The organism is Catellatospora sp. KI3 (assembly GCF_029948125.1).
Taxonomy (GTDB): domain Bacteria; phylum Actinomycetota; class Actinomycetes; order Mycobacteriales; family Micromonosporaceae; genus Catellatospora.
On record NZ_JASAMB010000018.1, the window covers coordinates 116,133 to 134,034 of the forward strand.

Annotated in this window: 12 protein-coding genes; 4 read left to right on the forward strand and 8 right to left on the reverse strand. The window is 71.7% G+C overall.

The features are described 5' to 3' along the window. Window positions 1-20: 20 nt before the first annotated feature. From QEZ54_RS25960 to QEZ54_RS25975, 4 genes are all read right to left on the reverse strand, one after another. Window positions 21-2,462, reverse strand: a complete 2,442-nt coding sequence (locus QEZ54_RS25960; protein ID WP_348650574.1) for a glycoside hydrolase family 2 TIM barrel-domain containing protein — start codon at window positions 2,460-2,462, stop codon at window positions 21-23. Further along, window positions 2,462-3,337 carry a carbohydrate ABC transporter permease gene (locus tag QEZ54_RS25965; protein ID WP_281307389.1) on the reverse strand — a complete coding sequence of 292 codons (876 nt, stop codon included), beginning with the start codon at window positions 3,335-3,337 and terminating at the stop codon, window positions 2,462-2,464. The genes QEZ54_RS25960 and QEZ54_RS25965 overlap by 1 nt, the downstream gene beginning before the upstream one ends. Window positions 3,338-3,399: 62 nt before the next feature. After that, window positions 3,400-4,332, reverse strand: coding sequence for a sugar ABC transporter permease (locus QEZ54_RS25970; protein WP_281307326.1), 933 nt, complete (start codon window positions 4,330-4,332; stop codon window positions 3,400-3,402). A gap of 108 nt (window positions 4,333-4,440) precedes the next feature. After that, the gene (locus tag QEZ54_RS25975) at window positions 4,441-5,715 is read right to left on the reverse strand and encodes an extracellular solute-binding protein (protein ID WP_281307327.1); all 1,275 of its coding nucleotides are present in this window, start codon (window positions 5,713-5,715) and stop codon (window positions 4,441-4,443) included. Window positions 5,716-5,992: 277 nt separating this feature from the next. Between QEZ54_RS25975 and arfB the strand changes: the two genes are divergently transcribed. Continuing rightward, complete coding sequence (arfB, locus tag QEZ54_RS25980; protein WP_281307390.1) at window positions 5,993-6,406, forward strand: alternative ribosome rescue aminoacyl-tRNA hydrolase ArfB; 414 nt, start codon at window positions 5,993-5,995, stop codon at window positions 6,404-6,406. Between the two features lie 379 nt (window positions 6,407-6,785). Here the strand turns inward: arfB and QEZ54_RS25985 are convergent, their stop codons facing one another. Both QEZ54_RS25985 and QEZ54_RS25990 read right to left on the reverse strand, forming a co-directional pair. Beyond that, window positions 6,786-7,133 (reverse strand): hypothetical protein, encoded by a 348-nt coding sequence (locus QEZ54_RS25985; protein ID WP_281307328.1) that lies wholly within the window; start codon window positions 7,131-7,133, stop codon window positions 6,786-6,788. Window positions 7,134-7,263: 130 nt separating this feature from the next. Beyond that, window positions 7,264-8,226, reverse strand: a complete 963-nt coding sequence (locus QEZ54_RS25990) for a 2-oxoglutarate and iron-dependent oxygenase domain-containing protein (protein ID WP_281307329.1) — start codon at window positions 8,224-8,226, stop codon at window positions 7,264-7,266. 222 nt (window positions 8,227-8,448) lie between these two features. Between QEZ54_RS25990 and QEZ54_RS25995 the strand changes: the two genes are divergently transcribed. The 3 genes from QEZ54_RS25995 to QEZ54_RS26005 all read left to right on the forward strand — a co-directional run bounded on the left by QEZ54_RS25995 (window position 8,449) and on the right by QEZ54_RS26005 (window position 13,603). Then, window positions 8,449-10,089, forward strand: a complete 1,641-nt coding sequence (locus QEZ54_RS25995; RefSeq protein ID WP_281307330.1) for a PKD domain-containing protein — start codon at window positions 8,449-8,451, stop codon at window positions 10,087-10,089. A 299-nt stretch (window positions 10,090-10,388) separates the two neighbouring features. Next, on the forward strand, window positions 10,389-12,035 hold the full coding sequence (locus tag QEZ54_RS26000; RefSeq protein ID WP_281307331.1) for an FAD-binding dehydrogenase: 1,647 nt from the start codon (window positions 10,389-10,391) through the stop codon (window positions 12,033-12,035). Between the two features lie 125 nt (window positions 12,036-12,160). Then, entirely contained in the window at window positions 12,161-13,603 is a 1,443-nt protein-coding gene (locus QEZ54_RS26005; protein WP_281307332.1) for a carboxylesterase family protein, read from the forward strand. A gap of 280 nt (window positions 13,604-13,883) precedes the next feature. Here QEZ54_RS26005 and QEZ54_RS26010 read toward each other — a convergent pair whose 3' ends face one another. Both QEZ54_RS26010 and QEZ54_RS26015 read right to left on the reverse strand, forming a co-directional pair. Then, window positions 13,884-14,612: a helical backbone metal receptor gene (locus QEZ54_RS26010; protein ID WP_281307333.1), complete on the reverse strand. Its 729-nt coding sequence runs from the start codon at window positions 14,610-14,612 to the stop codon at window positions 13,884-13,886. A gap of 100 nt (window positions 14,613-14,712) precedes the next feature. Further along, window positions 14,713-17,709 carry an EAL domain-containing protein gene (locus QEZ54_RS26015; protein ID WP_281307334.1) on the reverse strand — a complete coding sequence of 999 codons (2,997 nt, stop codon included), beginning with the start codon at window positions 17,707-17,709 and terminating at the stop codon, window positions 14,713-14,715. Window positions 17,710-17,902: the final 193 nt, after the last annotated feature.

The following is a 17,902-nucleotide window of genomic DNA, read 5'->3' on the forward strand; positions in this document are numbered from 1 at the left end:
TTGGGAGGGGTGGGGTGGGGTCAGGTGCGCGCGATGTCGTTGACGCAGCGCAGCACCGGCCGGGCGGCCAGGGCTGCCGGGTCGCCGAGCGCGGCGCCGGTCACCGTGAAGGTCGCCGACTCCCCCGGCAGCAGGGTGACCAGGGCCTGGTCCACCTGGGCCGCCGGGTCGAGCCGGTCGGGGCTGAGCACGAGGTCGCGCAGGATCGTCCCGGCCGTGACGGTCACCTCGTACGCGGTGCCGCCGCGCACGACCTTCGCCTCGTACCGGGCCGGCGGGTAGTCGATCTCGTGGTCCTCGGCGAAGAACCACAGCGCGGTCTCCTCGCCGGCGGTCGCGCGCAGCAGCTCCCCGGTCCGGTCGCCGCAGGCGGCGACGTCGGCGGGCAGCGGCACGGTGACCGCCGAGCGGGGCGCGACGGCCAGCGCGACCTCGGTCCGGGCCAGGGCGTCGCCGCCCAGGCCGTGCCGGGTCACCACGGCCTGGGCGGTCCAGACCTGGTCGGTGTCGTTGACCGCGACCAGGGCCGGGCCGTCCGGCCGGGGCTGAATGGTGAGCAGGTGCGGGGCGAACGACCGGCGCAGCGCGTGCCAGAGCGGCTTGCGCCGCCCGTCGCCGTCGACGGCCGCCCAGGACGTGACCGGCCAGCAGTCGTTGAGCTGCCAGACGATCGCGCCCATGTTGTGCGGGGTGTGCGAGCGGAAGTGCTCCAGCGCCAGGCTGATCGCGCGGGCCTGGTTGAGCTGGGTGAGGTAGTGCCAGTCGTCGAAGTCGGCGGGCAGGGGCAGGTGCGCGTCGAGCCCGCGCCGCAGCTTCAGGTCGCCGTCGATCGCCTTCTGGTGGTGCCGCATGCCGGGTGAGTCGCTGGCCAGCGGCTCGTCGCGCAGGGCGCGGCGCAGCGTGGCGTACGCGGGGGGCGCCTGGAAGCCGAACTCGGCCACGAACCGCGGCACGCTGTCGCGGTAGTGCGTGTAGTCGATCCGGTTCCACACCTCCCACAGGTGGGTGGTGCCGTGGTCGGGGTCGTTGGGGTGCAGGTCGTCGCGGCCAGACCAGGGGCTGCCCGGCCAGTACGGCCGGGTCGGGTCCAGTTCGGCCACGATGGACGGCAGCAGTCCGTGGTAGAAGCCCGCACCCCAGCTGCGCCCCTGCAGCCGCTCCGGCCAGCCCCAGTCGGCGAAGCCCCAGATGTTCTCGTTGTTGCCGGTCCAGGTCACCAGGCTCGGGTGCGACGCCAGGCGCACCACCTGCTCGCGCGCCTCGGCCGCCACCTCGGCCGCGAACGGCTCCTCCTCCGGGTACGCCGCGCACGCGAACAGGAAGTCCTGCCCGACCATGAGCCCCAGCTCGTCGGCGAGCTCGTAGAAGTCCTCGGACTCGTAGCGGCCGCCGCCCCATACCCGCAGGTAGTTGATGTTGGCGGCGCACGCCTGCTGGAAGCGCTCGGCCAGGCGCTCGCGGGTGATCCGGGTGACGAAGGTGTCGTCGGGGATCCAGTTGACGCCCTTGACGTAGACGGGCCGGTCGTTGACGACCACGGTGTACGGCGTGCCGTGCGCGTCGGGCGCCGTGTCCAGCCGTACCGTGCGGAAGCCGACCCGGCGCTCCCACCGGCCCAGCTCGCGCCCGCCCCCGGTGGCCAGCACCACCCGCAGCGGGTACAGCGGCTGCTCGCCGTAGCCGCGCGGCCACCACCGCCGCACGTCCGGCACCTCCACGTGCAGCACCGTGGTGATCTGCCCGGCGGGCACCGCGCCGATCACGGTGATCCCGTCGATCTCGGCGGTGACGGTCAGCGCCTCGGCGGAGGCGCGCTCCACCTCGACGTGCAGCTCGATCCGGCCGGTGGCGCCGTCGACGGTGACCAGCGGGCGGACCTGCGCCAGCCGCGCCGTGGACCAGCTGTGCAGCCCGATCGGCTGCCAGATCCCGGCGGTGACCAGCGTCGGGCCCCAGTCCCAGCCGAAGTTGCAGGCCATCTTGCGGATCAGGTTGTACGGCTCGTCGTACGCCCCCGGCCGGGCGCCCACCTGCCGCGCCATCGCGGCCGTGTAGTCGTACGCGGAATCGAATGTGATCTTGAGGTCGTTGTGCCCGTGGTTGAGCGCCGAGCGCAGGTCGAAGCGGTAGCCGCGGTGCATGTTCGCGGTCCGGCCGATCTCGACTCCGTTGAGCTCCAGCACGGCCACCGTGTCGAGTCCGGCGCAGACCAGGTCGATCCGGTCGTCGCCGGGGCCGGCCCACTCGAACCCGGTCCGGTACTCCCACCGGGTGCGGCCGATCCAGGCGAGCCGGTCCTCGTTGTCGTCGAGGTACGGGTCCTCGATCAGCCCGGCCGCGAGCAGGTCGGTGTGCACGCACCCCGGCACGCTCGCGGGCACCCCGGTGACCTCGACCGGGGTGTCCCGGGCGGACACGGTCCAGCCCCGGTGGAGCCGGACCATGCTGCTTGCTGTCGCCATCACGATTTGACCGCACCCTCCATGATGCCGCGGACGATCTGCCTGCCCCCGACTACCAACATCAGAATCAACGGCAGGGTGGCGACGAGCGCTCCTGCCAGCACCCGGCGGTAGAGCACGTAGTTGCCGCTGGCCAGGTCGAACAGGGCCACCATCGAGGTGGGGTAGTCGGAGCCGCCGAGGGTGATCAGCGGCCACTGGAAGTCGTTCCAGGTGCCGACGAAGGTGAGCAGGCCCAGCACCGCCAGCGCGGGCCGGATCGCGGGCAGCACCAGGCTCCAGTAGATGCGCATGGTGGTGGCGCCGTCGACGCGGCCGGACTCGATCAGCTCGTCGGGCACCGCGCCGATGATGAACTGCCGCATGTAGAACACGCCGAACGCGCTGACCAGGCCGGGCACGATGACCGCGAGCAGGCTGCCGTTCCAGCCGCCCTCGCCCTGGCCGGGCAGCTTGCCCATCAGGATGTACAGCGCGACCACGCCGAGCTGGTTGGGCACGGTCAGGGTCAGGATGACGATGAGCATCAGCACCCTGCTGCCCTTGAACCGCAGCTTGGCGAAGGCGAACCCGGCCACCGAGCAGAAGAACAGGATCGACACCGTCACCAGGGTCGACACGATCACGCTGTTGAGCAGCGACTCGGCGAAGTAGACGTCCTCGAGGGTGAACACCTCGGTCAGGTTGGTGCCGAGGTTGTCACCGGGCAGGAAGCGCGGCGGGATGTCGGCCAGCGCGGCGTCGGTGCTGGTCGCGATGACGAACATCCAGTAGATCGGGTACGCCGAGATGAGGAAGAACGCGGTGAGCAGGACGTACGTCCAGGCGCCCGCCGGGGTGTCCTGCGGGGCGCGGCCCAGTTGGGAGGGCCTGATTCTGCGTACCCGCGCGGGCGGGGTGGCGGGCGGCGCGGTGCGCTCCCGGTCGACGGTCGTGGTCACCGACGTCCTCCTCCGAGCCGGTTCGCCACCAGCGCGTTGAGCCCGGCGACGAGGACGATGATCAGGAACAGGGCCCAGGACATCGCCGCGGCGTAGCCCAGGTTGAGGTTCTTCCAGCCGACCTTGTAGATGAGCTGGGCGATGGTCTGCCACTCGCCGTTGGAGCCGCCGGTGGCCGCCGCCGGGTTGGCCTCAAACAGCATCGGCTCGGTGAACAGCTGCAGCCCGCCGATGGTGGACAGCACCACCGTGAAGATCACGACCGGCAGGATCATGGGTACGGTCACCCGCCACAGCTGCTTCCACGCGCCCGCGCCGTCCAGGGCCGAGGCCTCGTAGATGTCGCGCGGGATGGTCTGCATCGCCGACAGGTAGAGCAGCGCGTTGTAGCCGATCCACTTCCAGTTGACCATGGTGGCGATGGCGATCCAGGACTGCGCCTTCCCGGCCCGCCAGTCCAGCGGGTCACTCGGGTCGTTCAGCCCGATCAGCGACAGCACCCAGTTGGCCACACCGCTGTTCTTCGAGAAGATCACCAGGAAGACCAGCGTGGACGCGGTCAGCGGCGTGATGTACGGCAGCAGCATGCTCACCCGGAACCAGATCTTGCCCTTGAGCTTTCGGTTCAGCAGGTGCGCGATGCACACCGCGGCGAACAGCTGCGGCACCGTGGACAGCACGAAGATGCCGAACGTGTTGAACAGCGCGTTCCAGAAGTCCTCGTCGCCGGTCAGGCGCTCGAAGTTGGCCAGCCCGGCCCAGCCGTCCTGGGCGGGGTCGTCCAGCCGCCAGGTGCGCAGGGCCACGATCCCGTTGAAGACCAGCGGGAACAGGCCGAACACGGCGAAGAGGATGAAGAACGGAGCGACGAGGACGTACGGCATCTGCCGCACGTCGAAGCGGTGCAGCCGGTGTGACAACCCGCGCACGATTACCTCCAGTTAACCGAGATCGGTCGATATGATGCGGCGCGGGCGAAGAGGTGGACGCCGTAGGGAGACGCCCACCTCTTCAGATCCCCACTGCAACGCGGCGGGTCAGGCCTTGGCCGCCTTGTCCGCCTCCTTGAGCGCCTGGGCCCAGGCGTCAGCGGACTTGGTCGTGCCGGCCTGCACGGAGTTGATGACGTTCTCGACCGCGACGCGGGTCGGGCCGTTCTTCTTGCCCAGGTACTGCGGGGTCAGGCCCTCCGCGGTCTTGCTGAAGATCTGGCCAACCGGGGCGTTGCTGAAGAACGGGTTCTTGAAGTCGGCGATGGCCGGGTCCTTGTACAGGGCCGGCTGGGAGGGCAGGTTGCCGACCTTCTTGAAGATCTCGATCTGCTGCTCGGGCTGGATCAGCCACTCCAGCAGCTCATACGCCTCGGCGGTGTGCTTGCCGGACTTCGGGATGGTCAGGAAAGAGCCGCCCCAGTTGCCGCCGCCGCCCGGGATCGCGGCCACGTCCCACTTGCCGGAGGTGTCCGGCGCGGTGTTCTTGATGTGCCCCTGCATCCAGGCCGGGCAGGCCAGCACCGCGAAGTCGCCCTTGACGAAGCCCGCGTTCCACTCCGGCGACCAGGCCGCCAGGTTCGCCGACAGGCCCGCGTCGATGGCCTTCATGGTGGTGTCGAAGGCGATCTTCGGACCGCCCTCCATCTTCAGCGCCTCGGACTCGTCGTAGAAGCCCACCGGCTGCTGGCCCAGGATCGGGTTGAACATGTTGGTGGCGTTGTCGAGGAACTTCTTCTTCGACTTGGCGGTGTAGTCCTGGCCGACCTTGATGAACTCGTCCCAGGTGGGCCACAGCGCCGAGACCGCGTCGCGCTCGACGGGCAGGCCCGCGGCCTTGAACAGGTCGGTGCGGTAGCACATGGCCAGGCCGCCGACGTCGGTGCCGAGGCCGATCTGGGTCTTGCCGTCGGCCGACAGCGACTGCTTCCACTTCCAGGGCAGGTACTTGTCCTGGTACTTGCCCGCGCCCTTGTCCAGCAGGTTGACGAACTTGTCGGCCTGGCTGCGGAAGCTGACGACGAAGCCCTCGTCGATGGCGGCGATGTCGGCCGCGCCGGAGCCGGCGATCAGCTTCTTCTGCAGGTCTTCGTGCTGCGCGTTGTATTCGCCCGAGTTGAGGACGATCTTCACGTTCGGGTGTGCGGCTTCGTACTTGGCCTTGAGCTCGTCGAGGCCGAAGTCGCCCCAGAAGGCGATCTTCAGCTCGACCGGGCCGCCGGGCTTGGCGGGCTCGTCCCCGCCCTTGCAACCGGCGAGGACCACGGCGCCGACGGCAAGGACTGCGGTGACTACGGCCCAACGGGACCTGGTCAGTCGCATGGCATCCTCCGTACCATTTGGAGCGCTCCCATATATAGCGAAGCGTCTACTGAACCGGATAAGTGGCCTTACGCTACGAGGGCGGTGTCGATGTGTCAACCGGGGGTCTTTTCCGTGACGGTGTTGTGACGTGGGCCATCAAAACCGATTAATATATATTGGGTTGTGTCGATATTAGTTCGCTAAAACGGGGTGTGCACACGCTCTCCGTGGGGCATGATCGTCGCGTGGCGTACGGCGACCGGGAGGGGTGAGGCGAGCCGTGGCACAGGATCTGATGATCAGCGAGCATGTCGTCATACCCGGTAGCGAGCTGCGGGAACGGTTCTCGCGTAGCTCCGGGCCGGGCGGGCAGGGGGTCAACACGGCCGACAGCCGGGTGGAGCTCTCCTATGATGTGGAGCGCTCCCACGCGCTGTCGGAGCCGCAGCGCCTGCGCGCGCTGGCGCAGCTGGCCAACCGGCTCGTCGACGGCGTGATCACCATCGCCGCCAGCGAGCACCGGGCCCAGCTCGCCAACCGCGAAGCCGCCCGCGAGCGGCTGGCCGCCCTGCTGCGCGCCGCCATCGCCCCGCCCCCGGCCCCGCGCCGCCCGACCAAGATGAGCAAGGGCGCGCACGCACGCCGCCTGCAATCCAAGCGCCACCGCTCCCTGACCAAGCAATCCCGCCGCACCCCACCCGGCGACTGACCCGGGACGCCGGGGGCGCCGGGGGCGCCGGGGGCGCCGGGGGCGCCGGGGGCGCCGGGGGCGCCGGGGGCGCCGGGGGCGCCGGGGGCGCCGGGGGATGATCGCTGATCGGGGTCGGAATGTGTGCTTGAGGCGCGGGTTTTGACCGGGGACGCCGATCACCGTTGGGAGATCGGCCGGTGCGGTCAGAATGCGGGGAAACGGCCGGAGGCGATGCAGATGAGTGACCGCAGACAGTGATCTTCGAGGCCGTTGTCCCGGGATGCGGGACAGCCGACCGGCATCGATAGTTGTGACTGCACCTGGACTGTCCAAAGACGGCGATCTTGATGGTCGGCGCGGAAGGGCGGGGACGGGGGCGGCGCGCGCCCGGGGGTGGTCAGGTGCGGGACTGGCGGACGGCGGGGGTGACGTCGGCGAGGGCCGCGAGCTTGAGGAACAGGCCGCAGGCGGTCTGGGCCTGGACGCGGCGCTGGTAGGCGCGGCTGGCCACGGCCGTCGCGTCGGCGGCCACGTCGAGCCGCCAGGCCCAGGCCAGCCGGTTCACCCGGTACACCTCGGGCTCGGTGTCGGTCAGGGCCGCGCGCAGCACCTCCACCGCGGTGATGCACTCGCCGACGTCGGCGTACCCGGACGCGGAGCGGCCGAGATCGCGGTTGTTGCTGGACAGCAGGCGCCAGGTGACGCCCATCGGCGCCCGCTCGTAGAACTCGAACCGAGCGGTCACCGACGATCCCCGTTCTGCCAGACGGTCCGGGGCAATGGCCGCACACCGGATCAGATCACCGTCACCCGGCAACGTGGACGGAATCTGGCCATACGGTGAACAGGACGTCATCCAACAGGCGAAGAGCCGATCACAGCACCGCCCCGCCCAGTTCGGGGAAGACCTTGCCCACCTTGCCCAGCAGGTACTCGCCGTAGGTTCCGGTGAAGGCGCGCAGGTCCTGGCCGTCCCAGCGGTCCCGGCCGTCGTCGCCGGTGCGGGCCCGGCCGGGCAGCGGCGGCACCGCGGCGGTGAACGCGGGATCGAAGAAGAACGGGAAGGACAGGCGGTCGCGACCGCTGGTGTTGCGTACCCGGTGCGGTGTCGACCGGTACCACCCGCCGGTGAGCCGGTCGAGCATGTCGCCGATGTTGCACACGAACGTGCCCGGCACCGGCGGCGCCTCGATCCAGCCGCGCGGGGTCTTGACCTGCAGCCCGCCGTTGTCGTCCTGGGCGAGCAGCGTGAGCAGGCCGTAGTCGGTGTGCTCGCCCACGCCCCAGCCGTCGTCGCCGTCGGGCGCCGGCGGGTAGTGGAAGATCCGGAACAGCACGGTCGGGTCGGCGGTGTATCCGGCGGCGAAGTACTCCTCGTCCAGGTCCAGGCTGACCGCCACCCCGCGCATGACCTCCTGTGCCACGGCGGTGAGGGTGTCGAGACAGGTCAGCACGAGCGGGCCCAGCTCGGGCACCCCGGCCGGGAAGAGGTTGCGGCCGTGCAGCGGGAGGCCGGCCCGTACCCGGGGGTCGTCGTCGGGCAGTTCGGTGCCGAAGTAGAGGCCCTCCTTGAGGTCGGGGCGGCCGGAGGTCAGCTCGCCGCCGACCGGGAAGAAGCCGCGCCAGGCCCGGCCGCCGCGCGCCATCGCCAGCTCCAGCTTGTCGGCCTCGGGCAGCGCGAAGAACTCACGCGCGGCCGCGTCGAGCTGTTTCAGCAGCTCATCCGGCACTCCGTGCCCGGTCAGGTAGAAGAAGCCGCTGTCGCGGCAGGCCGCGCGGATGCCGTGCGCCACGGTGGTACGCGGCTGGGCCAGGTCGATGATCGGCAGGCTGCTCACGACCCCATCCTCGCGCACCCGGCGGTGCCGCGCGACGGTCTCGGCATACCCCGAATAGGGCCGCCCGGCTGTATGCACCGTGCGGCGGTCAACCGTCCGATCGTCGGTCAACCAGTCCCTCCACCTGCGACGGAAATGCGTCAGGTGGTCAACCCAAAGGGCCATTCAACGGTCTGTTCACACATGGAAGGGTGAGGCCGAAGCAACGACTAGGAGGAACGCATGCGTACAAGCATCAAGCCACGGGGGCTGCGCTCCGCCGGAAGGTTGAGCGTGGTCGCCGCCATGGCGGTCGGCGGGGTCCTCGTAGGAGCGGCCCCGGCGCACGCGACGGCCACCAAGACCGTTGCGTTCTACAGCATGGACGAGTCCTCGGGCGCGACCGTGCTGGTGGACAGCAGCGGCAACGGGAAGAACGGCACCATCGGCGACGAGGTGGCCACCGGCACGCTGTACGCCGGAGCCACGGGTCACCGGTTCGCCGTGCACCTGCCGGAGGACAAGGAGTACGTGCCGGGGCACGTCAACACCGTCCCGCACACGAACGACTTCAACCCCGACGCGGGCGACTTCTCGTTCACCATCCGCTACCGGACCACCTACTCCTTCGGCAACATCATGCAGAAGGGGCAGGGCAGCCAGGTCGGCGGCTACTGGAAGTTCGAGGCGCCGGGCGGCAGCCCGAAGTGCCTGTTCCGGGGCGCCGACGGTGCCTCGCGCACCGGCTACATGGACGGCACGATCAATGACGGCCAGTGGCACACCGTCACGTGCAACCGCACCTCGGCGTACGTCGAGATGTTCGTCGACGGGGTGCGCACCAGCCGCCTCAACGGTCCGACCGGCACCATCAACAACCCTCGGCCGCTGTCCATCGGCGGCAAGAGCGCGTGCGACGGTGCCACTGTCACCTGCGACTACTTCGTCGGTGACATCGACTACATCAAGATCCTGAAGGGGGCGGGCGGGGCGGCCAACGCCAACCCGGTCGCGAACCTCGCGCCGAGCTGCACCGGTCTGATCTGCTCGCTGTCGGGCTCGGGCTCCACCGACTCCGACGGCGCGGTCCAGAACTACGCCTGGAACTTCGGCGACGGCACCAGCGCCGACACCGACAGCGTCCCGGCCACGTCGCACACCTTCGCGGCGGCCGGCACGTACAGCGTCACGCTGACCGTCACCGACGACCGGGGCGCCACCGACACCGACACCCAGCAGGTCACCGTCGCGCCGATCCCGGAGAAGATCTCCTTCGTCGGGCAGGCCACCGCGAACGCCAACGCCACCCAGCACGCGGTGACGGTGCCGTCCTCGGTGCAGGCGGGCGACCGGCTGCTGCTGGTCCTCAGCCAGAACACGCACGCCACCGCCGGTGCGCCGGCCGGAGTGACCGGCTGGACCCAGCTGGACCGCCTCGACGGCGGCTACGCCACCACGACCGTGTGGACCAAGGTCGCGGCGGCCGGGGACGCGGGCACCCAGGTGCGGGTGACGCTGTCGGCGCAGTCGAAGGGCAACTTCGTCGTCGCGGCGTACCGCGGCGTCGGCGGGGTGACCTTCGCCAGTGCCACGGACATCGCCAGCAGCGCGGGCCGGATCACGCCGACCACGGCGGTGACCGGGAGCCAGAGCTGGGGCGTGTCGTACTGGATGCACGGCGACGCCGCCTCCACGGCGCTGACCGCGCCGGCCGGGGTCGAGGTGCGCAGCAACAGCTCGCAGACGGGCGGCGGCCGGGTCACCGGCCTGCTGGCCGACTCGGGCAGCTCGCTGCCGACCGGCAGCTACGGCGGCCTCACCGCCACCGCCGCTGCCGCCAGCACCACCACGACCACCTGGACCTTCATCCTCCAGGCGGCGTGACCGCTCGACCGGCCAGGTGGTGGCGCCGCGTCACCGTGCCACCACCTGGCGCCACCACCTAGCATCGACGCTGGCCTATCCAGAGGACGCGGAACACCGCACCAGTCCTCCAGATAGGCCAGCGTCGTTTTTCAACGCGCGACGGCGCAGGCGGGACGCCACCGCCGCGGGCGCCCCCGGAAGCGGGCACCGCCGGAACCCGACGTGGTACCCCGGAAGCGAATGGGTTTCGCGTTCGCTAAGCTCGCGGCACAGTGCCGCGCATCACAGCCGCGGCGGGGCAGAGGAGAGTGGCGCCCGTGGACGCCGACGTCATCGTCGTAGGGGCCGGCCTGGCCGGACTAGTGGCCACCGCGGAGCTGGCCGACGCGGGCAACCGGGTGATCCTGCTGGACCAGGAGCCCGAGGCCGCGCTGGGCGGGCAGGCGTTCTGGTCGTTCGGCGGCCTGTTCCTGGTCGACAGCCCCGAGCAGCGCCGCATGGGCATCCGCGACACCCGCGAGCTGGCCCTGCAGGACTGGCTGGGCAGCGCCGGGTTCGACCGCGAGTGCGACGCGTGGCCGCGCCGCTGGGCCGAGGCGTATGTCGACTTCGCCGCCGGTGAGAAGCGGCCCTGGCTGCACAAGCAGGGCGTACGGTTCTTCCCCGTGGTCGGCTGGGCTGAGCGCGGCGGGTACCTGGCCGACGGGCACGGCAACTCGGTGCCGCGCTTCCACATCACCTGGGGCACCGGGCCGGGGCTGCTCGCGCCGTTCATCGCGCGGGTGCGGGCGGCGGCGGAGAAGGGCCTGGTGAAGCTGGCGTTCCGGCACCAGGTGGACGAGCTGACCGTGACCGGGGGCGTGGTCGACGGCGTACGCGGCACCGTGCTCGAACCGAGCTCCGCGCAGCGGGGCGAGGCGTCCAGCCGTACCCCCGCGGGTGAATTCGCGCTTCGCGCCCAGGCCGTGATCGTGACCTCGGGCGGTATCGGCGGCAACCACGACCTGGTCCGGCGCAACTGGCCGCAGCGGCTGGGCACCCCGCCCAGGAAGCTGCTGTCGGGCGTGCCGGCGCACGTCGACGGGCGGATGCTGGCCATCAGCGAGGCCGCCGGGGCGAACATCATCAACCCGGACCGGATGTGGCACTACACCGAGGGCATCGAGAACTGGGCGCCGATCTGGGAGAAGCACGGCATCCGGATCCTGCCCGGCCCGTCGTCGCTGTGGCTGGACGCCACCGGGCGCCGCCTGCCGGTGCCGCTGTTCCCCGGCTTCGACACCCTGGGCACGCTCGAGCACATCATGACGACCGGCCACGACCACACCTGGTTCGTGCTCACCCAGAAGATCATCGAGAAGGAGTTCGCGCTCTCGGGATCGGAGCAGAACCCGGACCTGACCGGCAAGAGCGTGCGCCAGCTGCTCAAGCGGGTGCTGCCCGGCGCGCCCGGCCCGGTCGAGGCGTTCAAGCGCAACGGCGCCGACTTCGTCGTCGCGAACACCCTGGACGAGCTGGTCGCGGGTATGAACAAGCTGACCGAGACGCCGCTGCTGGACGTCGCGGAGGTACGGCGCCAGGTCGAGGCGCGCGACCGGGAGATGGACCACGCGTTCACCAAGGATCTGCAGGTCACCGCGATCCGGGGCGCCCGCAACTACCGCGGCGACAAGCTGATCCGGGTGGCCACGCCGCACAAGCTGCTCGACCCGAAGGCCGGGCCGCTGATCGCGGTGCGGCTGAACATCCTCACCCGCAAGACGCTGGGCGGGCTGGAGACCGACCTGTCCGGCCGGGTGCTGCGCGCCGACGGTACGCCGCTGCCCGGCGTGTACGCGGCGGGCGAGGTGTCCGGCTTCGGCGGCGGCGGGGTGCACGGGTACCGGTCGTTGGAGGGCACCTTCCTGGGCGGCTGCCTCTTCTCCGGCCGCCAGGCCGGCCGCGCCGCCGCCGCGGCGGTCTGACCACGCCACCTCCCCCCGCCCTCACCGCTCCGCGCCGAGGACGGCGCGTTAAGAAGGGCCCCTTCTACTACACATTCCGGTAAGAAGGGGCCCTTCCTTACCCCCGGGCGGCGGACAATACGGCCATGACGGAGATTGCGACGGAGGCGATCGTCGCGACCCGGTCCGGCCGGGTACGCGGCCGGATCAGCGACGGCATCGCCGTGTTCCTCGGCATCCCCTACGCGGCCGCGCCGTTCGGCCCGCACCGCTTCCGGCGCCCCGCCCGGGTCCAGCCCTGGGACGGCGTACGCGACGCGCTGGCCTACGGCCCGACCGCCCCGAAGGCCCCGTTCCCGCCGCCGATGGACCGGCTGCTGCCCGACCCGGACGTCCCCGGCACCGAGTGCCTCAACCTGAACGTCTGGGCGCCCGCCGACGGTGCGGTCTGCCCGGTCATGGTGTGGATCCACGGCGGCTCGCTGCGCAACGGGTCCTCCTGCCCGCCCGCGTACGACGGCAGCGCCTTCGCCCGCGACGGCGTCGTGCTCGTCTCGCTCAACTACCGGCTGGGCGTCGAGGGCTTCGGCGTCTTCCCCGACGCGCCGACGAACCTGGGGCTGCGCGACCAGATCGCCGCCCTGGAGTGGGTACGCGACAACATCGCGGCCTTCGGCGGCGACCCCGGCAACGTCACCGTCTTCGGCGAATCCGCCGGGTCAATCTCCATCGGCGCCCTGCTGACCAGCCCGTACGCCGAGGGGCTGTTCCGGCGGGCGGTGCTGCAGAGCGGCGCCCCGACCGCGCAGCCGCGCGACGCGGCCGCCCGGCCCACCCGCGCCGTCGCCAAGCGGCTGCGCATCCCGGCCACGGCCGAGGCGTTCGCCGCCGCCGACCCGAAGCGGCTGCTCGACGCGCAGGTGGCGGTCAGCCGCAGCGGCGCGCCGATCGGCAACGGCATCGGGTTCACCATCGCCGTCGACGGCGACACCGTGCCGCGCGACCCGCTGAGCGCGCTGCACGCGGGCGCGGCCGCCGGGATCGACGTGATGCTCGGGTACAACGCCGAGGAGTACCGGCTGTGGTTCGTGCCGACGGGGATGCTGGAGAAGATCAACGGGCTGACGCTGCGGCTGGCGCTGGCGAAGTTCCGGGTACCGGGCCGCACCGTCCAGGCGTACCGGGCGGCGTGGCCGCAGGCGGTCCCCGGGGAGCTGCTGGGCATCATCGCCACCGACCGGCTGCTGCGCCTGCCGCTCAACCGGCTGGCCGACGCCCGCCTGCCCGCCCGCACCTGGCTGTACGAGTTCGCCTGGCGGTCACCCGTCGACCGGCTCGGCGCCTGCCACGCGCTGGAGATCGGGTTCGTCTTCGACACCCTGGCCAGCCCCGACGGCCGCGCCCTGGCCGGGGACGCCCCGCCGCAGCCGCTGGCCGACATGATGCACCGCGCCTGGGTCGCCTTCGCCGCCACCGGCGACCCCGGCTGGCCCGCCTGGGACCCGACCCGCCCGGTCATGCGCTTCGACGCGCCCGCCTCCGAGCTGGTCCACGCCCCGCGCGCGGCCGAACTCGCCGCCTGGCCGTGACCGCCGCCGCACCCCGCCCCGCAGGGGCACGGGCCGCGCCACGCCGCCCGCGCCACGCCGCGCGGGGCGGGGCCGCGCGGGGCGGGGCCGCGCGGGGCGGGGCCGCGCGGGGCGGGGCCGCGCGGGGCGGGGCCGCGCGGGGCGGGGCCGCGCGGGGCGGGGCGGGTGCAGTTTCGGGGAAAGTGCTGGAATCTTGGGGCGGATTCGCGCAGTTTCCCCGAAACTGCATGATCCTCCGCGTCGAGCGGGCGGCGAGCGGCGGGCGGCGGGCGGCGGCGGGTCAGGGTGCGGGGCGGGCGTGGGCGGCCGCGAGTCGGGCGGCGAGGAGGCCTGGGGCCTCGGCCAGCGAGGGGCCGTACCAGGTGAGGTGGCGGCCGCTGACCAGGGCGTAGGGCAGGCCGGGGAACGACTCGGGGCCGTCGTCGTCGGTGAACAGGTAGGGCTCGTCGGGGAGCACCACCAGGTCGGCGCCCTGTTCGCGGAGTTCGGCGAGGGTGGGGCGGGGGTAGCGGTCGGGGTCGGCGGCGTAGGCGTTGGTGACGCCGAGGCGGCGCAGGACGTCGCCGGCGAAGGTGCCGCCGCCGAGCACGATCCAGGGGCGGCGCCATACCGGGATGATCGCCCGGCGGGCGGGTGGGGGCGTGACGGCGGCCCAGGCGGCGCGGGCGTCGGCCAGCCAGCCGGGTTCGGCGGGCGCGCCGAGGGCGGTGAGCATGGCGCCCAGGTCGGTGAGGGCCTCGTCGACGGTACGCGGGAAGGTCACGAACAGCTCGACCCCCGCGGCCCGAAGCGCGTCGGCGTCCTCGACCCGGTTCTCCTCCATGTTGACCAGCACCACGTCGGGGCGCAGCGCCAGCACCCGGTCGAGGTCGGGGTACTTGGTGCCGCCGACGCGGGTGACGGCCAGGTCGGCCGGGTGGGTGCACCAGTCGGTGGCCCCGACCAGGCCGTCGGGCAGGGTGGCGGCCACGGCCTCGGTCAGCGACGGCACCAGCGACACGATCCGCACCCCGCCACGCTACGCGCCCCCGCCTCGCGCCGCCTGCGGCAGGCGGCGTTAGGAAGGGGCCCTTCACCTACGGAAAGCGATAAGAAGGGGCCCTTCCTTACTACTTCAGTTCGGTGAGGAGCCAGGCGGTGGTCTCGGGGGCGGGCAGGGGTTTGCTGAACAGGTAGCCCTGGCCGAAGCCGCAGCCGATGTCGCGCAGGATCTCGCGCTGCTGCTCGGTCTCGATGCCTTCGGCGATGACCTCCAGCCCGAGCGTCCCGGCGAGCCGGACGATGCCCTCGACCAGGGCGCGCTGCTGCGGTGACGTCTCGATGGCACCGACGAACGACTTGTCCAGTTTGACCACGTCGAGGGATACCTGGCGCAGGTAGCTGAGCGAGGAGTAGCCGGTGCCGAAGTCGTCGATGGCCACCCGTACGCCCGCTTCGCGCAGTTCGGCCAGGTCGGCCCAGACTTCCTCGTCGTCGTGCAGCAGCAGCGTCTCGACGATCTCCAGCATCAGCCGGTGCGGCGGCAGGCCCGCGTCGTCGAGCTGGCGCAGCAGGTCGGCGACGACGCCGGGGGTGCGGAACTGGCGGGCGGAGACGTTGATGCTGACGTACGGCCCGACCCCGACCCGGGTCGGCCACAGCGCCGCGGCGGTCAGCGCCTGGCGGACCACCTGAGCACCGATCGGCACGATCAGGCCGGACTCCTCGGCCACTCCGATGAACTCGTCCGGGGCGAGGGTGCCCCGGGCCGGGTGCTCCCAGCGCACCAGCGCCTCCAGGCCGACGGTCTGCCCGCCGTCGAGCCCGACCACCGGCTGGTAGCGCAGGCTGAACTCCTGCTCGGCCACGGCCCGGTCCAGGTCGGCGCGCAGTTGCAGGCGCTCGATCAGTGCCTCGTGCAGCGCGGGCTGGTAGCGGCGCCACTGGCCCTTGCCCGCGCCCTTGGCGGCGTAGAGCGCCAGGTCGGCGTGGCGCAGCAGCTCGTCGCCGTCGTCGGCGTGCCGGGTGGTGGCGACGCCGACGCTGGCCTCGGCGGGCACCAGGTGGTCGCCGATCGGGACCGGCATCGACAGCGCCCGGACCACCCGCTCGGCGACGCCCTCGATCGCGGCGGTGTCGGCGGCGTCCTCGATCAGTGCCGCGAACTCGTCGCCGCCCAGGCGGGCGGCGGTGTCGTGCGGGCGCAGCACGCCGCGCAGCCGCTCGGCGACCTCCGCGAGCAGCTGGTCGCCGACGGGGTGGCCGAGGGTGTCGTTGACGTCCTTGAAGTCGTCGAGGTCGATGAACAGGACGCCCGCGATGGTGCTGCTGCGCCGGGCCCGGTCGACGGCGAGCGTCACCCGGTCGACGAACAGCGCCCGGTTGGCCAGGCTGGTGAGCGAGTCGTGGAAGGCCCGGTGGGTGAGTTCGCGCTCCAGGCGGCGGCGCTGGGTGACGTCGCGCAGGGTGACCACGAGGCCGCCCACGGTCGGGTCGTCGCGCAGGTCCCGGGTGGAGACCTCGACCTGGATGCGGCGTTCACCGACGCCGCACACGGTCCAGTCGGTGGTCTCGCCGCGCCGTTCGCAGCGGGCCCGCCGCAGGTAGGCCGCGCTGCGCTCGCGCTCCTCGGGCGCGACCAGGTCGAGCAGGTCGGTGCCCTCCAGCTGGTCGCGGCCGAACATGGCCATGGCCGAGGGGCTGCTGTACCGGATCTCGTTGCCCGACTCGACGATCATGATCACGTCGGCCGTGTTGTGCACCAGTGCCCGGAAGTACGCCTCGCTGTCGCGCCGGTTGATCTCGTCGTTGGCGGTGATCCGGGCCAGGGCCAGCGCGGCCTGCAGCGCCAGCACCTCGATCGAGCCCTGCAGCGTACGCAGCGTGCTCTCTTCGGCGGCGACCAGCAGCGTGCCGATGCGGCGCCCGCCCGCGGCGCCGTCGGCCGGGGCCAGCGGGCAGCTGAGCGCCACGTCGAATCCGGCCAGCTCGCGCGCGTCCGGCTCGGGCAGGTCGCCGATGTGGCAGAGCCGGGTCGTACTCGGGAGCCCGGCGTCGGCCGAACCGACCGGGACGGGCTGGTCCGCCTGGTTCAGGGAGAGGACCACCCGGTGGTCGGCGTCCCGCGGCATCAGCCCGGTCGCGGCCCGCCGCACGGCGTCGGACACCTGGGCGGTATCGGTCGAGCCGACCAGCTCCACCCCGGCCTCGCGCAGCATCCGCTCCCGGGTCAGCGACTGCGTGTGGCTGCGCATCGCGTCGATCAGCCGCACCAGGACCAGCACGAACATGGCCACGGTCAGGATCGCGATGATCTCGCCGTTGTCGACGGGACCGCGCAGCCCCTCGACCAGCAGCAGCGCGGGCGGCGCGAGCGAGGAGAGGGCGAGGATGACCACCCGCCGCCCGCTCAGCTCGTTGGACTGCAGCGAGCGGGGCTCGGTCAGCCACACCATCTGCGGCTGGAGCGCGGCCAGGCCCCAGCCCCAGTAGAGCAGCATCCACCCCACGTCGAGCTGGCCGCCGATGTGCCAGAAGCCGTCCAGGCGGGCGAACAGGTGCAGCATGTCGCTGACGAACATGCCCGCACCGCCGATCGCGAGCAGGACCACCGGCGCGCTCCACCGCGACACCACCACGATGCGCAGCACCATGCTGAGCAGCACCAGATCGGCCAGGGGATACGCGATGGTGGTGATCTGGTCCAGCGGGCTGAGACCGGGGGTGTCGAAGCGGGGCTCGATGACGATCACCCAGGCCAGCAGTCCGACGCCGAGCAGGAGGGTGAGCGCGTCCAGCACCCCGGCCCGGTCCCTGATCGCCGAGCCGGAGCTGGCCAGGCCCATCAGACCCATGCTCATCACGATGAACATGACCAGGTAGCACAGGTCGACGAGGAAGGGCACGTGGTACGGGGTGGCCGCGTTGCGGTTTATCAGCGCCGAGGCGGCGTCGCCGACCACGAAGAGGAGCAGCGCGAGGGCGAGCAGGTGCCATGGGCGCGCGCGTCTGGGGCGGTTGCGGCGGATGCCCAGCTCGATCGCCAGGACGCCGCTGATCCCCAGTACGGCCCACAGCCACACCTGGACCGGTGCGATGGCGTAGTAGAGCACGCCAACCAGCACCATCCAGGCCGTGAATAGCGCCGAAACGGTGCGAGACGACACAATCCCCTCCGGATAACACTATTACCTGCCCGGCCGGGCGTCGCTCGAATGCGCTTTTGAGCGGCCCCGCCGCGACGCGGTAGTCTGACCGCCTGTCCTGGCACCGAGCCCCGTTCACGTACCGCCTGCCAACCGTCGCGCACCCCGACTCCGC

Coding starts and splice junctions, on each gene's coding strand:
- QEZ54_RS26005 (WP_281307332.1), top strand. CDS start 12,161: ATGACGGAGATTGCGACGGAGGCGATCGTCGCGACCCGGTCCGGCCGG.
- QEZ54_RS25975 (WP_281307327.1), bottom strand. CDS start 5,715: ATGCGACTGACCAGGTCCCGTTGGGCCGTAGTCACCGCAGTCCTTGCC.
- QEZ54_RS26015 (WP_281307334.1), bottom strand. CDS start 17,709: ATGGTGCTGGTTGGCGTGCTCTACTACGCCATCGCACCGGTCCAGGTG.
- arfB (WP_281307390.1), top strand. CDS start 5,993: ATGATCAGCGAGCATGTCGTCATACCCGGTAGCGAGCTGCGGGAACGG.
- QEZ54_RS25960 (WP_348650574.1), bottom strand. CDS start 2,462: ATGGCGACAGCAAGCAGCATGGTCCGGCTCCACCGGGGCTGGACCGTG.
- QEZ54_RS25995 (WP_281307330.1), top strand. CDS start 8,449: ATGCGTACAAGCATCAAGCCACGGGGGCTGCGCTCCGCCGGAAGGTTG.